This is a genomic window from Evansella clarkii (assembly GCF_002019695.1).
In the GTDB taxonomy this organism is placed as follows: Bacteria; Bacillota; Bacilli; order Bacillales; family Salisediminibacteriaceae; genus Evansella; species Evansella clarkii.
Map to the genome: position 1 here is coordinate 1,134,623 of NZ_KV917376.1, position 17,594 is coordinate 1,152,216.

The 17,594-nt window shown below is 40.2% G+C and carries 17 protein-coding genes; 13 read left to right on the plus strand and 4 right to left on the minus strand.

Annotated features, from left to right (window positions below):
- Positions 1 to 15: 15 nt before the first annotated feature.
- The 4 genes from recF to dnaA all read right to left on the minus strand — a co-directional run bounded on the left by recF (position 16) and on the right by dnaA (position 4,395).
- Positions 16 to 1,137 (minus strand): DNA replication/repair protein RecF, encoded by a 1,122-nt coding sequence (recF, locus tag BK582_RS05365; RefSeq protein ID WP_078593322.1) that lies wholly within the window; start codon positions 1,135 to 1,137, stop codon positions 16 to 18.
- 9 nt (positions 1,138 to 1,146) lie between these two features.
- Entirely contained in the window at positions 1,147 to 1,359 is a 213-nt protein-coding gene (gene yaaA / locus BK582_RS05370; RefSeq protein ID WP_078593323.1) for a S4 domain-containing protein YaaA, read from the minus strand.
- Between the two features lie 303 nt (positions 1,360 to 1,662).
- Positions 1,663 to 2,805 (minus strand): DNA polymerase III subunit beta, encoded by a 1,143-nt coding sequence (gene dnaN, locus BK582_RS05375; protein WP_078593324.1) that lies wholly within the window; start codon positions 2,803 to 2,805, stop codon positions 1,663 to 1,665.
- Positions 2,806 to 3,033: 228 nt separating this feature from the next.
- Entirely contained in the window at positions 3,034 to 4,395 is a 1,362-nt protein-coding gene (gene dnaA / locus BK582_RS05380) for a chromosomal replication initiator protein DnaA (protein WP_078593325.1), read from the minus strand.
- Between the two features lie 890 nt (positions 4,396 to 5,285).
- On the opposite strand from dnaA, the gene rpmH reads away from it, so the two are divergent.
- The 13 genes from rpmH to BK582_RS05445 all read left to right on the plus strand — a co-directional run bounded on the left by rpmH (position 5,286) and on the right by BK582_RS05445 (position 17,488).
- Complete coding sequence (gene rpmH, locus BK582_RS05385; protein ID WP_078593326.1) at positions 5,286 to 5,423, plus strand: 50S ribosomal protein L34; 138 nt, start codon at positions 5,286 to 5,288, stop codon at positions 5,421 to 5,423.
- A 364-nt stretch (positions 5,424 to 5,787) separates the two neighbouring features.
- The gene (gene rnpA, locus BK582_RS05390) at positions 5,788 to 6,144 is read left to right on the plus strand and encodes a ribonuclease P protein component (protein ID WP_078593327.1); all 357 of its coding nucleotides are present in this window, start codon (positions 5,788 to 5,790) and stop codon (positions 6,142 to 6,144) included.
- A 17-nt stretch (positions 6,145 to 6,161) separates the two neighbouring features.
- Positions 6,162 to 6,392: a membrane protein insertion efficiency factor YidD gene (gene yidD, locus BK582_RS05395; protein WP_209020990.1), complete on the plus strand. Its 231-nt coding sequence runs from the start codon at positions 6,162 to 6,164 to the stop codon at positions 6,390 to 6,392.
- Between the two features lie 197 nt (positions 6,393 to 6,589).
- Positions 6,590 to 7,396, plus strand: coding sequence for a YidC family membrane integrase SpoIIIJ (gene spoIIIJ / locus BK582_RS05400; RefSeq protein WP_078593329.1), 807 nt, complete (start codon positions 6,590 to 6,592; stop codon positions 7,394 to 7,396).
- A complete protein-coding gene (jag, locus tag BK582_RS05405; RefSeq protein WP_078593330.1) occupies positions 7,393 to 8,010 on the plus strand; it encodes an RNA-binding cell elongation regulator Jag/EloR in 618 nt (205 codons plus the stop codon). The genes spoIIIJ and jag overlap by 4 nt, the downstream gene beginning before the upstream one ends.
- A gap of 328 nt (positions 8,011 to 8,338) precedes the next feature.
- Positions 8,339 to 9,715, plus strand: a complete 1,377-nt coding sequence (mnmE, locus tag BK582_RS05410; RefSeq protein WP_078593331.1) for a tRNA uridine-5-carboxymethylaminomethyl(34) synthesis GTPase MnmE — start codon at positions 8,339 to 8,341, stop codon at positions 9,713 to 9,715.
- Positions 9,716 to 9,811: 96 nt separating this feature from the next.
- Positions 9,812 to 11,728 (plus strand): tRNA uridine-5-carboxymethylaminomethyl(34) synthesis enzyme MnmG, encoded by a 1,917-nt coding sequence (gene mnmG, locus BK582_RS05415; RefSeq protein ID WP_078593332.1) that lies wholly within the window; start codon positions 9,812 to 9,814, stop codon positions 11,726 to 11,728.
- A 16-nt stretch (positions 11,729 to 11,744) separates the two neighbouring features.
- Entirely contained in the window at positions 11,745 to 12,458 is a 714-nt protein-coding gene (rsmG, locus tag BK582_RS05420) for a 16S rRNA (guanine(527)-N(7))-methyltransferase RsmG (protein WP_078593333.1), read from the plus strand.
- Positions 12,459 to 12,750: 292 nt separating this feature from the next.
- Positions 12,751 to 13,596 (plus strand): nucleoid occlusion protein, encoded by an 846-nt coding sequence (noc, locus tag BK582_RS05425; RefSeq protein ID WP_078593334.1) that lies wholly within the window; start codon positions 12,751 to 12,753, stop codon positions 13,594 to 13,596.
- A gap of 315 nt (positions 13,597 to 13,911) precedes the next feature.
- Complete coding sequence (locus BK582_RS05430; protein ID WP_078593335.1) at positions 13,912 to 14,673, plus strand: ParA family protein; 762 nt, start codon at positions 13,912 to 13,914, stop codon at positions 14,671 to 14,673.
- A complete protein-coding gene (locus BK582_RS05435) occupies positions 14,666 to 15,514 on the plus strand; it encodes a ParB/RepB/Spo0J family partition protein (protein ID WP_078593336.1) in 849 nt (282 codons plus the stop codon). The genes BK582_RS05430 and BK582_RS05435 overlap by 8 nt, the downstream gene beginning before the upstream one ends.
- Before the next feature lie 99 nt (positions 15,515 to 15,613).
- The gene (locus BK582_RS05440) at positions 15,614 to 16,771 is read left to right on the plus strand and encodes an aminotransferase class V-fold PLP-dependent enzyme (RefSeq protein WP_078593337.1); all 1,158 of its coding nucleotides are present in this window, start codon (positions 15,614 to 15,616) and stop codon (positions 16,769 to 16,771) included.
- A gap of 12 nt (positions 16,772 to 16,783) precedes the next feature.
- Entirely contained in the window at positions 16,784 to 17,488 is a 705-nt protein-coding gene (locus BK582_RS05445) for a DUF554 domain-containing protein (RefSeq protein WP_078593338.1), read from the plus strand.
- Positions 17,489 to 17,594: the final 106 nt, after the last annotated feature.

A 17,594-nucleotide genomic window follows, 5' to 3' on the forward strand; every position in this document is an offset into this window, starting at 1 on the left:
TTCAGTGGAAATCAACTAATCTTTGTCAATTATATTACCATCTTCTACATGATACATCTGAGCTTCCCGGAGGGTCTGATGATCAATTCCTTCCACACTGGTAGTGGTTACGAAGGTCTGCACTTTGCCCTGGATGGTGTTCAGCAAGTGGGATTGACGATGATCATCAAGTTCAGAGAGTACATCATCCAGCAGAAGTATAGGATATTCGCCAGTTTTTTCATGAATTAGTTCAATTTCAGCCAGCTTCAGAGACAAAGCTGTAGTTCTTTGCTGCCCCTGGGAGCCAAATGTCTGAATATCCCGTGTATTAACAAGGAACTGCAAGTCATCCCGATGAGGGCCTGCCAGAGTAGTCCCTCTTTGCAGTTCTCTTTCTTGTAATCGTTGAAACTCTTCTCCAATCACTGTTATCAGTGTCGACAAATCCATCTCGTCTGATACCTTCATAGATGGGAGATACTTAACTTCCAACGCTTCTGTACCGCGGCTGATTTCTTTGTGTATTGGCTCAGCCCAGGACTGAAGTTTATCTATGAACTCAAACCGTCTTTCTATGACATGTGCTGCTGAATTTATGAGCTGTTCTGTCATAACTTCAAGCATAGTAATATTCATCGGTATTTTCCTGGACTGTACATCTTTTAACCATTGGTTTCTTTGTTTTAAAACTTTATGATACTGGGACAAATGGTAAAGGTATAAAGAATGTATCTGGCCCATTTCCATATCAAGGAAACGACGTCGGACTTGCGGACTTCCTTTTACTAAATTGAGATCTTCGGGTGCGAACATTACTATATTGCAAGTTCCGATATAGTCACTCAATCTTTTTTTCTCAAGATGATTCAGTTTTACTTTTTTTCCTTTACCAGAAAATACCACTTCCATTTGAAGTGGTCCATTCCTGTTGTGAAGATGACCTTCAACCCTGGCGAAAGGCTGATCCCAGCGAATAAGTTCTTTATCCCGCGGTGTACGATGTGATTTTGCCATAGCGAGAACATATATAGCTTCCATCAGATTGGTTTTCCCTTGAGCATTCTCGCCAATAATTACATTGACCTTGTTCTCAAAGGACAGCTCAAGACTGTCATAGTTACGGTAGTCTTTTAAGGTTATTTGTTCAATATGCAAGGAGATCCCTCAATTTAATTCGGCCTTCTTAATAACCACAGTACCAAATTCGTCAATTTTCACCTGATCTCCTGGATATAGCTTCCTTCCTCTGCGGTTTTCGTCTTCTCCATTTACTACGACAGGTGTCTCCTGTAAAAACCATTTTGCCGCTCCTCCGGTCTGAATTACACCAACCTCTTTTAAAGCCTGACCAAGCGTTATATATTCTTCGCTAATCATTACCGTTTCTTCCAAAGCTGGTCACTCACTTTCTATTGTTTATCCCTGAATTGTTCCAAACAGGGTTATCACGCCATTATGCCTCACCTTATATTGTACTAAATTATTTAAGTTTACGCCAATTGTTATAAAATGCGTTAATTACACTGGTTTTTCTAAGGTATCATTCAGATTTCGTGGATTTATGCTTTGATGGACTTTTTCTTCAGACGTATGAAAAAGAACTGCCGGAAAGCAAAATATTACTTCCGGCAGTCGTATAAATTCCTCAATCTTTTTCTGTTAATAATAATCCGCTGCTGCTTAATAAGTGCGGACCGGTGAGAACAGGTGCAGCATATTGTCGTGTTCTGTCGGTTTCATCACAAAAGGACTCATTGCGCCTGTAAAATCAATTTTCACATCTGTTGAATCAATTACCTTCAGTGCATCAATGATATTTTTCCCATTGAAAGAAATCCGCAGTTCTTCTCCGGAAAATTCAAGAGGGGCAATATCCTCTGTTACTTTTCCTACTTCAGGAGTTACGGAAGTTATCTCCAGCTGTCCATTTCCGATGGTTTTTAAGTTGACGACATTATTTTTGCCATCTCTTGATAATAACAAGGCACGTTCAATAGCCTGAAGGAACTTTTTAGTATCTAACGTAACACTTGTTTTGGACTGAGTAGGAATCATATTTTTGGTAGCAGGATAGTTCCCGTCTAACAGTCTTGAGAAAAAGAGAATATTCTTTGCTTTAAAAAGAATTTGGTTTTCTGTGACGATAATATCAGTTAGTTCGTTATTATCATCAAGAATTTTATTTAATTCATTTAAGCTTTTCCCTGGAATAACAACGTTTGAAAAAGAGACTTCGTTAGTATTTGTTTCCATACTGACATTCCGCATTGCCAGACGATGACTATCGGTAGCAGTGCACATCAGCTGGCCATCCTCTGTCGCCCAGTTAACGCCTGTAAGAATTGGCCTTGTTTCTACAGTGGATACTGCAAACACAGTTTGCCGGATAATATTTTTAAGAAGATCTGCAGGCAGTTTAAAAACATTGTCTTCTTCTATTTCCGGCAGGCGAGGATATTCATCCGGGTCGAGTCCGTTCAGGTTGAAAACAGATGAACCAGATTTCAGGGTAGTTGCAAACTGGTCTGAAACAGTTAGTTCAATCGTCTCCTCAGGTAATTTTTTTACAATTTCCGCGAAGAACCTGGCCTGGAGTACGATACTTCCTGGCTCTTCAATCTCAACAAGCTGTAAATCTTCTTCTTCTTTTGGAATAAAAGACTCAATCGAAATATCAGAATCACTGCCTGTTAATGTTACCCCGTCTTCAGATGCCACTATTTTAATACCTGTTAATACAGGGATAGTCGTTCTTGGTGAGATAGCTTTGGATACGTGCTGGACACTTTGAACAAAATGATCCCGGTTAATTGTAAATTTCATTCTGCCTTTTCCTCACTTTCTTCCTCTTTTCTGCTTTTATTTTAACAGAAATTATTCCTGAATTATTTAGTTAAATAGATTATATATTTTTTAATAATTTACAGAAGTAATAGTAGTATAGCTTGTTAACATGTGGATAACTATAAAAATCCCTTGCCAGGTAAGGTTATCCACCTGTGGATACATTGTTGATAAACTTGTTCCGTTTATTCACAGTGTGCACAACGGTCAGGATTTCAGCTGATCCTTTATTTCCTGGATCTGCTTCTGCAGTTCAGTGTCGGAAGCAAATAACCGGGAAATTTTTTCGTGCGCATGGATAACAGTAGTGTGGTCACGGCCGCCAAACTCGCTGCCTATCTTCGGAAGTGAGTTATCGGTCAGTTCTCTGGAAAGATACATGGCAATCTGCCTTGGGTAAGCCACATTCTTCGTACGCTTCTTAGCCTTTAATTCGTCTACTCTGATTTGAAAAGTTTCTGCCACTGTTTTTTGTACATCCTTGATTGTAATCGTTCTTGGTTTTGCATTTGGGATGATATCCTTCAGCGCCACCGCAGCCAGATCAGCATTCATATCCTGGTTTACAAGGGATGAATAGGCGACAACACGAATAAGGGCCCCTTCAAGCTCCCTTATATTAGTATCTATTTGATTAGCGATATAGAGCATCACTTCATTTGGAATGTCCAGATTTTCAGCTTTTGCTTTTTTCCTGAGAATAGCGATTCTTGTTTCCAGATCAGGAGGAGTAATATCAGTAATAAGCCCCCATTCGAAACGGGACCGCAGTCTGTCTTCCAGGGTTGGTATTTCTTTAGGCGGCCTGTCACTTGAAATTACAATTTGTTTTCTGTCATCGTGTAACGCATTAAAAGTATGGAAAAATTCTTCCTGAGTTTGTTCTTTTCCAGCCAAAAACTGAATATCATCAATTAGTAAAACATCGACGTTCCGGTATTTGTTCCGGAAATTTACGGCCTTGTTATCCCTGATCGAGTTTATGAATTCATTCGTGAATTTTTCGGACGACAAATAAACAACTTTAGCTCCTGAATTGTGGTCCATGACATAATGGCCGATAGCATGCATCAAATGTGTTTTACCGAGTCCCACTCCTCCATAAATAAACAGAGGATTATAAGCTTTAGCAGGAGCTTCGGCCACAGCAAGTGAAGCAGCATGAGCAAATCGGTTGCCGCTTCCTATAACAAATGTATCAAATGTATATTTTGGATTTAACATATGTTTTGGAATTTCTTCCTGAGTTTCAGCTGAAGGTTTTTCCGGCTTTTTCTTCACTTTTTCTATAACATCGAGATCTTCACTTTTCTCATCCTTGGGCAGAATAAAGCGTGCTTCCAGCTCTGCTCCTGTAAGTTCATGAAGGGTTTCAGTAATAATTCCAAAATACCTGTTTTCAAGCCAGTCTCTTGCAAACTCATTGGGTGCGATAATAATAATGCTGTTTGTACTCTGGTCAATCGAATCAGCTTTCGTAAATTTAAACCATGTATCGAAACTTGGTTTACTTACTTTATCTTCGATAAGTTTTAAGGCCCGATCCCAAAGGTCATTTAAATTTTCCAACCAATTTCCCCTCCCTTGCTATTATCTGTTCCATAACAGCCGAACAACTGCATGGCGAATTTATACATTGTACAATAAAAAGAACAGTAAGTGAATACAAATGAATAAAAATACTCAGAGAAAAATGTGGATAAATATATAATAATGAAGAAAAATTACGATTCACGTTATCAACAGTCCGGGGGATAAAGTTATCCCAAAGACTGAATAACTATCCACAAAACTATTCACAGATGTGGATAGTTTTTATTTTACCACAGGTTATCCACTTTAAAAAACAAGAATATGATATCAAAATAACTCAATGAAGACAACGCTTTGTGTGAGTTATCCACAAAACTCTACCTATTGTGCTTTATTTTTGTCCACAGCACAATATACTGTGTAAAAATTGTCGAAACGTGCGTGGATAATTTGAAAAGTGTGTAGAAAGTTGTCCACAACTGAAATGGGCGGAAGTTCTAACTGAGTCAGCCGGGGAGACGGAAAGATAAAAATTATTTCTTCCAGGGAAGAGCAAAATAATGTGCAGAAGAAAAAAGAATAGTGAAACTTAAAGTAATGAGGGAGACAGCAGAAGTAAAAGACCTCCTGGAGAAAAATATAATCAAGAAAACCATTCAATAACTTTTCAAATTTACAGTAGTAACGCTGCTGCACCGCTTTCTCAGTTGAAGACGTATGAGAGGTAAGATTTAAGATTGCTATACAATAATGTAAGTAAGGAGATCCTCCTACAGATAAAGAGTTACTTATAGAAGAGAAAAAGAAGTAAAAACAAAATACACAGTGAAAAACACATTAAAAACTTGACAATAAAGTGTGACTCTCATATAATTTACAAGACTGTCAAAAATGTATAGCGTAATTTCCTGCAGGAGGTGTTATAGATGGGTAAACCAACATTTAATCCAAATAACCGTAAGCGTAAAAAAGTTCACGGTTTCCGTGCGCGTATGAGCACTAAAAACGGACGTAGAGTTCTAGCAAACCGTCGCCGTAAAGGAAGAAAAGTATTATCAGCTTAATTTTAAACCACTGACTTTTCAGTGGTTTTTTTTCTGTGCCGGGAACCAGCAGAGCAGCATGAAATTTGGGAATTGGTGGAACTTTTTGCCGAAATCGTGCATGAAGGAGAGGATCCCGGCCAGCTAAATAAGCTACCAGGGCAATCGAACGCTTTTGAGTGAAAAATAACAGCTATATTCAACAAAGCTTAAAAAAAATGGAGAAACTGTGTAAAAAAGGTGCCTTTTTGGAAATCATTTAAGGAAATAGCCGTTAACATGTAGCAGTTTTCTATTATTTTATTTATAATGTAACTTGGGTTCTAATCTATGGAAATAAACCGGAAACTGTTCTCAAGTGGAAAAGGTAATGAGGTGTTTTTATATGAAGAAAACAAACCGCTTGAAGAAAAATGAAGAATTTCAGAAAGTCTTTCAGCAAGGCACCTCTGTTGCTAACAGGCAATTTGTGGTTTATTTCTTAGGTAAAGAAGAACAAACAAATATCAGAATCGGTTTATCTGTAAGTAAAAAACTGGGGAACGCAGTAAAAAGAAATAAAATTAAACGCCTTTTGAGGGAAGGGTTAAGAGAGTTCCTGCCGGAAATGAACAGCAATTTAGACCTGATAATAATTGCCAGAAAGCCGGCTGCTGAAATGGAACTTGAAGAGATAAGAAAATCTCTGCGCCACGTCCTTCATAAAGGCAGGCTGCTTCAGAAGTACAACAGGAGACGTTAGAAGTTGAGGTGCTGATATTGAAATGGTTCTTATTAAAAGCAATTCGGTTTTATCAGCGTTTCATTTCGAGATATACGCCGCCTTCCTGCCGGTTTTATCCTACCTGTTCTCATTACGGGATGGAAGCGGTACAGCGGTTCGGAGCAGCTAAAGGCGGATGGCTGACAATAAAGAGAATCCTTAAATGTCATCCATTTCATCCTGGAGGCTTTGATCCTGTTCCGGAGAAAACAGAAAAGAAACGATAAGTAAGATGATATTTGTTTATCATTCTGTGAAGGAAGTTCAAAAGTTAACAGCTATATTCGGATATTTTTTCTTCTTTCTGCATCTTGCTGTACAGCAGAGGGGAAAACAGTCATATTTTAACTTAGTTTTTGGACAAATTCTTTTTGAATGAGGATATATAATTTTTTTGCAGGTGGAAAGGTTAGGAGGACCGCAAGTGGCAAGAAAAATAAGTTTACTAATACTATTAGCAGGTTCAGTTCTGCTTTTGACGGGATGTTTTAATATAAATGAGCCGATCAGAGCAGAGAGTGATGGAATTTGGGATCCGTATTTTGTATACCCGCTTTCCTGGTTAATGACTACTATTGCTGAGGCACTGGGTAACAGTTACGGCCTGGCGATAATTATTGTTACGATACTTCTTCGTATTCTGATTTTGCCATTAATGATTAAACAAACGAAGAGCACGAAGGCAATGCAGGCTTTGCAGCCGGAAATGCAGAAGCTTAGAGAGAAATACAGTGCAAAAGACCAGCAGACACAGCAAAAACTGCAGCAGGAAACGATGGCACTTTTCCAGACACATAATGTAAATCCTCTGGCAGGCTGTTTGCCAATTTTTATACAGATGCCTATTTTGATTGGGTTTTACCACGCAATCATCAGAACGCCGGAGATTAACCCTCCAATAGATCCTTCAGCCGGAGGAGTTCCTCAAACCTTTTTATGGTTTGAACTGAGCAGTGCAGATCCATATTATATTTTACCGTTAATTGCAGGTGCGACAACTTACATCCAGCAGAAGATGATGATGGTTACCGACAATCCGCAAATGAAGATGATGCTTTATTTAATGCCGATTATGATCATGGCTTTTGCAGCTTTCTTCCCATCAGCTTTAGCTCTATACTGGGTTATTGGTAACTTGTTTATGATCGTTCAGACGTACTTTATCACAGGACCGAATGTTGGAAAAGATAAGGAGCCACAACCTAAAACAGGGGGAGCGAAGAACAAGTGAGAAAAGTGACTGTATCAGGTAAGACGATTGAAGACGCGATTAATTCTGGTTTATCTAAACTTGATACAATCAGAGAAAACGTAGAAGTGAATGTGCTGGAAGAGCCGCAAAAAGGTCTGTTTGGTATACTTGGCGGGAAACCGGCCGTTGTAGAACTGCAAGTAAAACCCGATCCTGTAAAAGAAGCAATTGTCTTCCTGAGAGACACAATTAGTAAAATGGGTGTTGACGCAAGTGTTGAAAAAGAAGAGAGAAAAGAAGGTATCTTTCTTAACATTACTGGTGTTGACATTGGAGTGCTGATTGGTAAACGGGGCCAGACACTTGATTCACTGCAATATCTGGTAAACCTCGTGGCAAACAAACATCATGGAAGTTACGTGAGAATATATCTTGATGCAGAAGGTTACCGTGAGAGAAGAAGAGAAGCACTGGAAACTTTAGCATTGAGGATCAGTAACAAGGCATTGCGTACAAAAAGAGAAGTCAGGCTTGAGCCCATGAATGCCCATGAAAGAAAGATCATACACACTAAACTTCAAAATATTAAAGGCGTTTCGACCCATTCTGATGGGGAAGAACCTAATCGCCGAATCGTAGTCACGCCAGAATAACAGTCATAGATCTCAGGAAAATCACTTATGCCATAAGGTATAGGTGATTTTTTTTACAAAAATACGGACCTGATAGCCAGGTGCAGATACACTCATTTTAAAAATATCCACAGAAGCCAGGTTGCTTATTGAAAACAGAGGGAAAATATAAAAATAAGAATTATCCACATGTGGATATAATAAATTGTATTTGCCTAAGCTGAAAAGAGTGATATCTTTTATCCACAGCCTGTTTGTGGTATTCTAATTATTTGGGAAGATATATAAACATATCCAATATTTCTATATGTAAAATAAATGTAATTAATAACATGAGGAGGTGTAGGAAATGGAATTGGATACGATTGCAGCGATTTCCACACCTATGGGTGAAGGCGCAATTGCGATAGTACGGCTCAGCGGTAAAGACGCCGTTGAAATAGCCGGCCGTTTATATAAAGGGAAAATCAGATTGGAAGAAGCAGCGACCCATACGATAAACTACGGCCATATCAGTGATCCGGCCACTGGAGAAGTAGTAGAAGAGGTAATGGTTTCTATATTGAGGGCTCCAAGAACTTTTACAAAAGAAGATATTATAGAAATTAACTGTCATGGTGGTATAGTATCGGTAAACAAAGTCCTTCAGCTCGTATTAAAAGAGGGTGCAAGGCTCGCTGAACCTGGTGAGTTTACAAAAAGGGCTTTTTTAAACGGGCGAATTGATTTATCTCAGGCTGAAGGCGTGATGGATTTAATAAGATCCAAAACTGACAGGGCGATGAAGGTAGCACTTTCACAAATGGAAGGGAAGCTTTCAACCCGAATTCAAAAACTCAGACAGGCTTTGCTGGAAACAGTAGCTCATGTGGAAGTGAATATTGACTATCCCGAGTATGATGCAGAAGAAATGACACTTGATCTACTAAGGGAAAAATCAGAGTTTGTAAAAAATGATATTGAAAAGCTTTTACAGACTGCTCAGCAGGGAAAAATTCTTCGGGACGGTTTATCCACTGTTATAATTGGAAGGCCAAACGTTGGTAAATCCTCTTTGTTAAACAGTCTTGTCCACGATAACCGTGCTATTGTTACGGATGTACCGGGAACTACACGGGATGTACTGGAAGAGTACGTTAATGTCAGAGGTGTCCCTTTGAGGCTTCTTGACACAGCTGGCATTCGGGAAACTGAAGATGTAGTTGAAAAAATAGGGGTAGAGAGATCCCGAAAACTTGTAAATGAAGCTGAGCTTGTTCTCCTTGTTTTAAATTTTAATGAAGAACTTACTCCTGCCGATGAAGAATTATTTAGGATCAGTGAAGGCAGGGACAGGATAATCATTATTAATAAAACCGATTTGCCGCAGAACATCGATATGGACAGAGTAACAGAATTAAAAGAAGGACAGCCGCTTGTTACAACATCCTTACTAAAAGACGAAGGTCTGGATGAACTGGAAGAAGCAATAAAACAGCTGTTCTTCTCTGGTAATATTGAATCAGGCGATTTAACATATGTATCGAATTCACGGCATATTGCTTTGTTAAATCAGGCGCATACTACAATAAGCGACGCTCTTGAGGCAATTGAATCAGGAATGCCGGTGGATATGGTACAAATTGATATTACGAAAACATGGGACCTTCTCGGTGAAGTGATCGGTGACAGCGTTCATGAAAGCCTGATCGATCAGTTGTTTTCTCAATTCTGTTTAGGAAAATAATAAATAGCGCAGAAAAGCAGGTTCCCAGGCCAGCTGCAATTAAAATTTCTGATGATCAGAAACTGGGTAACTAATGGGTAAAAGGAGTGATTTTTCATGAATTATCACGGCGGAGACTACGACGTTATAGTGATCGGTGCCGGCCATGCAGGAGTTGAGGCGGGCCTTGCCGCAGCCAGAATGGGAGCGGACACCTTAATGCTGACACTTAATCTGGATGCCGTTGCATATATGCCCTGCAACCCTTCCGTAGGGGGACCGGCCAAGGGAATAGTAGTACGGGAAATAGACGCACTTGGCGGAGAAATGGGACGGAACATCGATAAGACTCATATTCAGATGAGAATGCTGAATACAGGGAAAGGACCGGCGGTACGCGCACTGCGTGCTCAGGCAGATAAATATTTATATCAGCATGAAATGAAGAAGACAATTGAAGAAACTGAAAATCTTATGCTCCGCCAGGGAATGGTGGAAGAACTTATCGTGGAAGACGGCGAGGTAAAAGGGGTAGTTACACAGACTGGCGCAAAATATAACGCTAAGACGGTAATTATTACTACTGGTACCTATCTGAGGGGGAAGGTAATAATTGGCGACCTGGCTTATGAGAGCGGGCCGAATAATATGCAGCCTTCTGTGAATCTTTCTTATCACCTTCAGGACCTTGGTTTTGAGATGGTTCGTTTTAAGACAGGGACACCTCCAAGAGTTAACAGTAATACAATTGACTACAGTAAAACAGAGATTCAGCCTGGAGATGATGTTCCAAGAGCATTCTCCTATGAAACAACAAAATATATTACAGACCAGCTTCCTTGCTGGCTGACTTATACGAATGAAGAAACACATCATTTAATTAATAATAACCTTGACCGGTCCCCAATGTATTCGGGTATGATTGAAGGAACCGGCCCTCGTTACTGCCCGTCAATTGAAGATAAAATTGTCCGGTTTAATGACAAACCAAGGCATCAGGTCTTCCTTGAACCGGAAGGAAGAAATACGCAGGAAGTGTATGTACAGGGACTTTCTACGAGTCTGCCGGAAGATGTGCAGATGAAAATATTAAAAACCGTGCCTGGACTGGAAAATGCACGGATGATGCGTGCTGGCTATGCAATTGAATATGATGCAATGGTGCCAACGCAGCTTTGGCCATCCCTTGAAACAAAGAAAATAAAAGGGCTGTTTACTGCTGGACAGATTAACGGAACAAGCGGCTATGAAGAAGCTGCAGGCCAGGGAGTTATGGCGGGGATAAATGCAGCGCTTTCCGTGCAGGGGAAAGATCCGCTAATTTTGGACCGGTCGGAAGCTTATATTGGTGTACTGATTGATGACCTTGTTACTAAAGGAACTAACGAACCATATCGCCTGTTAACTTCCAGAGCGGAGTATCGCTTACTTTTACGCCATGACAATGCGGACCTCCGGCTGACTGAAACCGGCCATAAGATCGGCTTAATAAGCGAAGAGCGATACGAGCGATTCCTGGAAAAGAACAGGGAAATCGATAAAGAGATTAAACGCTTAAAAAATACAGTTATTAAAATGACTGATGAAGCGCAGAAGGTTATGGAAGAAGCGGGAACTGCCGCACTAAAGGACGCCATCAATGCGGCTGTACTGCTTAAAAGACCCGAAATAACATACGGGCATGTAGCGAAGCTTGTGCCTCCGGAAGCACCTGTAAACGAAGATGTTGCGGAACAAGTGGAAATCCAGATAAAATATGAGGGATATATAGCGAAGCAGATGGAACAAGTAGAGAAACTAAAAAAGATGGAAAACAAGAAACTCCCTGAAGACCTTGATTACTCGGCTATAAACGGACTGGCAATTGAAGCCAGACAAAAATTAGCGGAGGTGAAGCCATTATCAGTAGCTCAGGCTTCCAGAGTTTCCGGAGTTAATCCTTCAGACGTTTCTGTTCTGCTTGTATATTTGGAGCAGGGAAGACTAAAAAAAATCAACTCCAGTGAAGAATCTTCTTCTTCCTTAGCTGAATAAAGGTGGTAAAAATTCTATGGAAGAAAATCAATTCAGAGAAGTGCTGGCAGAAAAAGGGATTGAGTTATCAGAGGAGCAGATGGAGCAATACAACAGCTATTACAGAACATTAACAGAATGGAATCAGAAGATGAACTTAACGGCAATAACAGAAAAAAATGAAGTTTATTTAAAGCATTTTTATGATTCTGTTTCTGTAGCTTTTTATCATGACTTTAACAAGCCGTTAAATATTGTAGATGTAGGAGCGGGAGCCGGGTTCCCGAGTATCCCGCTTAAAATAGCATTTCCGGATCTCCATGTAACTATTGTTGACTCCTTAAATAAGCGAATTACTTTTTTAAATGAGCTCGCCTCCATTCTGAATTTAAAAGGTGTAGCGTTTATTCATGACCGTGCGGAGTTATTTGGTAAAAATAAGAGCCATCGTGAAAAATATGATATTGCCATGGCCAGAGCTGTAGCAAGACTGCCTGTCCTTTCAGAATTATGTCTTCCTCTTGTTAAAAAAGAGGGATACTTCATTGCAATGAAAGGGGCAGGAGCACAGGAAGAAATTAATGATGCAGGAAATGCCTTTGAATTACTGGGAGGACAACTGAAGTCAGTGGACACCTTTCGTTTACCTTCTGAAAATAGTGAACGCTCAATCATTAAAGTGGCTAAAGTGAGAAAAACTCCGAAGCAATATCCGAGAAAAGCAGGAACACCAAATAAAGAACCTTTATAAATATCTGTTTCACGTGAAACAATTTTTAAAATTTATTATTTAAAGCCTCTTACTTCATTGGTGTATAGTATAATATAGGTAATTAATATACTACTGCCAGAAAAATAGCACTGTGAAAGCAGGAGAGGGGCGGGGAAAGTAAGGTTTTACTCCCCAGCCAGGTGAAGCAACTATTGTAAGCTTAACAGTGCTATTAATAAGTAAGACTCCCAAATTTCCTGTTTCAATCAGTGGGTTCTTTCTGCTTAAGCAGGATTTTTATACAGAGGCATTTTCCTAAGGTGGTGTGGCAATGAAACAATCTATCTCAAGACTATTTGGGTTTAATGATAAAGCTGGAGAAAACGAAGAAAAGCTGGATATAGATAAAGAGCAGGTCCATGAAATTTCTGTTTCCGAAATCAAACCCAATCGTTTCCAGCCCAGAACAGTGTTCCAGGAGGAAAAAATTGAAGAACTGGCACAGACAATTAAAACACATGGAATTATTCAGCCAATTGTCGTCAGGGAACAGGACGGCCAGTATGAAATAATTGCAGGTGAGAGAAGATGGAGGGCAGTTCAGACGCTTGGTTGGGAAGAGATACCAGCCATCATTAAAAATTTTAATGACTCTCAGACAGCCTCTGTTGCTCTAATTGAAAATCTGCAGCGTGAAGGTCTCACTTCTATAGAAGAAGCCGCAGCATATGCAAAACTTATCGAAATTCATAACCTTACTCAGGAAAGCTTAGCTCAGCGGCTTGGGAAAGGGCAATCAACTATAGCCAATAAATTAAGGCTGCTGAACCTTCCGCAGTCTGTTCAGGAGGCGCTTCTTGACAGGTCGATAACCGAAAGGCACGCCCGGGCACTGATCGGACTAAAAGAAGCGGAACAGCAGGAGAAGGTATTAAATAAAATTCTTACTGAAGAGTTGAACGTAAAACAAACAGAGGAATTTATTAAAAAACTAAAAGAGGATAAGCCTAAGAAAAAGAAGCCTATCCGTAAAGGTGTTTCAAAGGATACCAGGCTTGCAATGAATACGATCCGGAAATCAGTTGATATGGTAGTTCAGACAGGGCTTGATATTGATACGGCTGAAGAAGAGCACGACGACTATTATCAATTTACAATACGTATTCCGAAATCATAACTAACATAATCTAATCCATGCAGTGATTAACAAGGCTCGCCAATTGGCGAGTTTTATTTTTAGGGATAAAACCGAATGAAATCAGCTTCTGGCCATCTGATTTGTCAGCTGGCAGGCATGAAGTAACATTTTAAATTAAGCCTAAAGGACAATTTAGTTAAAAATTGCTTTTCCTGCAGGTCCGATTGACTTTTTCATGGTAAAATAAGTAGCAGTCCTGAATATTCAGTCAGGAAAGAAACATAATGAAAAAACCAATAGTTTAACAGATTAAAAGTAAACATAGAAGATACAAGAAAGCAGGTAGGTGAGAAAATGGGAAGAGTTATCGCCATAGCAAATCAAAAGGGAGGAGTGGGGAAAACTACAACTGCTGTAAATTTAAGTGCGTGTCTCGCTGATATTGGAAAGAGAACTCTTATCATTGATATTGATCCGCAGGGGAACACTACAAGCGGAGTCGGAATTGATAAAGGGGATGTAGACCTCTGTATTTATAATGTCCTTGTAGAGGATGAAAAAGCAAAAAACGTTATCCTGCCGACCAATGTGGAAAACTTATATTTACTGCCTTCCACTATACAGCTGGCAGGTGCAGAGATTGAACTGGTTCCTACCATTTCCAGGGAAGTGAGGCTGAAAAGGGCTATTGAACAAGTGAAAGATGAATTTGATTATATAGTCATTGATTGCCCTCCTTCACTTGGATTACTGACAATTAATTCTCTGACAGCTTCAGATGCAGTATTAATTCCTGTACAATGCGAATACTACGCCCTGGAAGGCTTGAGCCAATTATTGAATACTGTCCGTCTCGTGCAAAAACATTTAAATCATGAATTGGAAATAGAAGGTGTATTACTTACTATGCTTGATGCCAGGACGAATTTAGGTATTCAGGTTATAGAAGAAGTGAAAAAGTACTTCCGGGAGAAGGTATTTAACACAATTATTCCCCGAAATGTCCGGCTCGGTGAAGCGCCGAGCCATGGTGAACCGATCATTACATATGATCCTAGGTCCCGTGGAGCTGAGGTATACTCTGAGTTAGCAAAGGAAGTGATAAGCCATGGCTAGAGGTTTAGGGAAAGGCATCGGTGCCCTTTTTCCGGAAGCTTCCAATGACAAAGATGGCCAGGTTCAGGAAATTAAATTATCTGAAATGAGGCCAAATCCTTACCAGCCGAGAAAAGTTTTCGAACAGGAGGCTATCGAAGAACTGAAAGTTTCCATCGAACAACATGGGATACTTCAGCCTCTTATCGTACGGAAAAGTATAAAGGGATATGAAATTGTTACAGGAGAAAGAAGATTCAGGGCTGCTAAAGCGGCAAAACTTAAAGTGGTTCCTGCTATTGTAAGAGAATTAACGGAACATGAGATGATGGAGATTGCTCTAATAGAAAATTTACAGCGGGAAGATTTAAATCCTCTTGAGGAAGCAAAAGCATATCAGAAATTAATGGAACACTTGCAGGTGACACAGGAAGAACTGGCTAAAAAACTTGGAAAAAGCAGGCCGCATGTAGCAAATCATGTCCGCTTATTACAGCTGCCCCAGATCGCACAGGAGTTTATCGGAGACGGGAAGCTGTCTATGGGACACGGGCGCGCTTTACTAGGTTTAAAGAAGAAAGAAAAGCTGACGTCTCTTATACAAAAGGTTATCAATGAGAGACTGAGTGTAAGGCAGCTGGAAGAATTGGTCCAGCAGATGAACAATAATGTTCCACGTGAAACAAAAGAAAAGAAAAACCTTTCTCCATTTCTTCGTGAAAGAGAATCAAACCTGAAAAACTTTTTTGGCACCAATGTCCAGATAAAAAAAGGTAAGAAGAAGGGGAAAATTGAAATAGAATTCTTCTCTGATGAAGACCTGGAGAGAATTTTAGAGCTTTTGGAAAAGGAAGAAGACTAAGCAGGTGGTGACCATCCAACAAGATGGTCGCCTTTTTAACAACATCGTTTTTCTCATAACTAAATTTATAAGGAAGACATAGTCAGGAAGTGATATAAAATGATTTATTTTGACCAGGCTGCTTCCAGTTTCCCAAAACCTGAGGGAGTTGCCAAAGCTATGGCTGAGGCTGTTTGCAATTATGGAGCTAACCCGGGAAGGGGCGGGCATGCTTTATCAAGGCAGGCTGCAGCAGTCATAGAAAAAACAAGAAAGCAACTGGCTGATATGTTTCATGCTGACCGGCACGAACGAGTATTGTTTTCGCAAAATGCTACAACCGCTCTAAATCAGGCAATACAGGGACTGGAGTTTTCCGATGGAGATGAGGTAATCACAACGAGTTATGAACATAACTCAGTGCGTCGGCCGCTGGAAAGAATAGCTGAGGAAAAAGGCGTAAAAATTATATATCTGACCGGGGAGGAAGATGGGCGCTTTTCAACAGAGCAGCTGGCTTCTGTATTGACGAATAAAACTAAACTGGTAGCAGTTACACACGGTTCGAATCTTACAGGAACAATTCTGCCTATTGAAAAATGGGGAGACGTGCTAAAGGGCCATCCTGCCTTTTTTCTGGTAGATGCTTCTCAGACAGCTGGGGTATTACCAATTAATATGAAAAAGAGCCATATTGATATGCTGGCTTTTCCAGGTCATAAAGGGCTGATGGGTCCACAGGGGACAGGGGTTTTGATTGTACAGTCTTCAGTCACTTCCTTGAGGCCGCTAATCACAGGTGGTACAGGCAGTCATTCCGAAGAGGTGAAACAGCCTGAGGAGTGGCCGGCAGGCTGGGAGAGCGGCACGTTGAATACTCCTGGGATTGCAGGTCTGTCAAAAGGAATAGATGAAGTTTTAGAAAAAGGTATAAAGATGATTTATGAGCATGAAAGGAAACTGGCGGCCTATTGTATTGGAAAATTAGAAGGTATAAATGAAACTGAACTCTTCGGTCCTGGCAAGGATGAAGAGCGGCTCGGAGTAGTTGCTTTTCGAATACCGGGCATCGATGTCCATGAGATGGCAATGATTCTTGATGAACATTATGGTATAGCTGTCCGGGCGGGTCTTCATTGTTCTCCATTAGCCCATGAGTATTGCCGTACAGGCGAGACGGGGTTAGTCAGAGTAAGCTTTGGGCTTTATAACACCGAAGATGAAATTGATATATTTATAAATGCAGTAAGAGAAATAAAAGAAGGGTTATTAGGTTAGGGGAGAAGAGGAATGGTCTTAACTGGCACCATAGTAAATGGTATAGCAATAGTTTTAGGCGCCTGGATAGGAGTGAAGCTGAGGCGCTTTCCAGCTGATATGAAAGATACAATTATGAAGGCAATCGGGCTTGCAGTAATCGTGCTTGGAGTCACAATGGCGATGGAAGGGCAGTATTTTCTTTTAGTTATTTTAAGCCTTGCTATTGGCGCGTTGCTTGGGGAAAGGTGGAATATTGAAGGGAAGCTCAATGAACTGGGCCAGTTAATCGAGCGTAAAATGAGCAAGAGCGGAGACAGCAAAATTACGGAAGGTTTTGTCGCAGCCACTTTATTATATGTAGTAGGCGCAATGGCTATTATTGGAGCACTGGACAGCGGATTCAGGCAGGATCATTCTGTCTTGTTTACTAAATCAGTTATGGATGGTTTTTCAGCGGTTGTGTTTGCGGCTACATTAGGTATAGGAGTGATGTTTTCGGCTATTCCCGTAGTTCTATACCAAGGGGCGATTGCATTGTCAGCAACATTAATTGTTCAGTGGGTTCCGCAGGAGTCTCTGGATTTGTTTATTAGTGAAATAACTGCTGTAGGGGGAATTATGATTATTGGTATAGGGCTGAACATTTTAGGAATTCCTAAAATAAGAATTGCTAATTTACTTCCCGCCATTTTAATAACAATTATTGGAGTGACAGTAATTAGTTTGTGGTTTTAACAGCATTCATAAAAAGTGTTCCCAAATATAAATAAATGGGAACACTTTTTTATTTACTTGAAGGAGTGACTAAACCCGGCAGTTTACTCGCAGTTTCACATATATT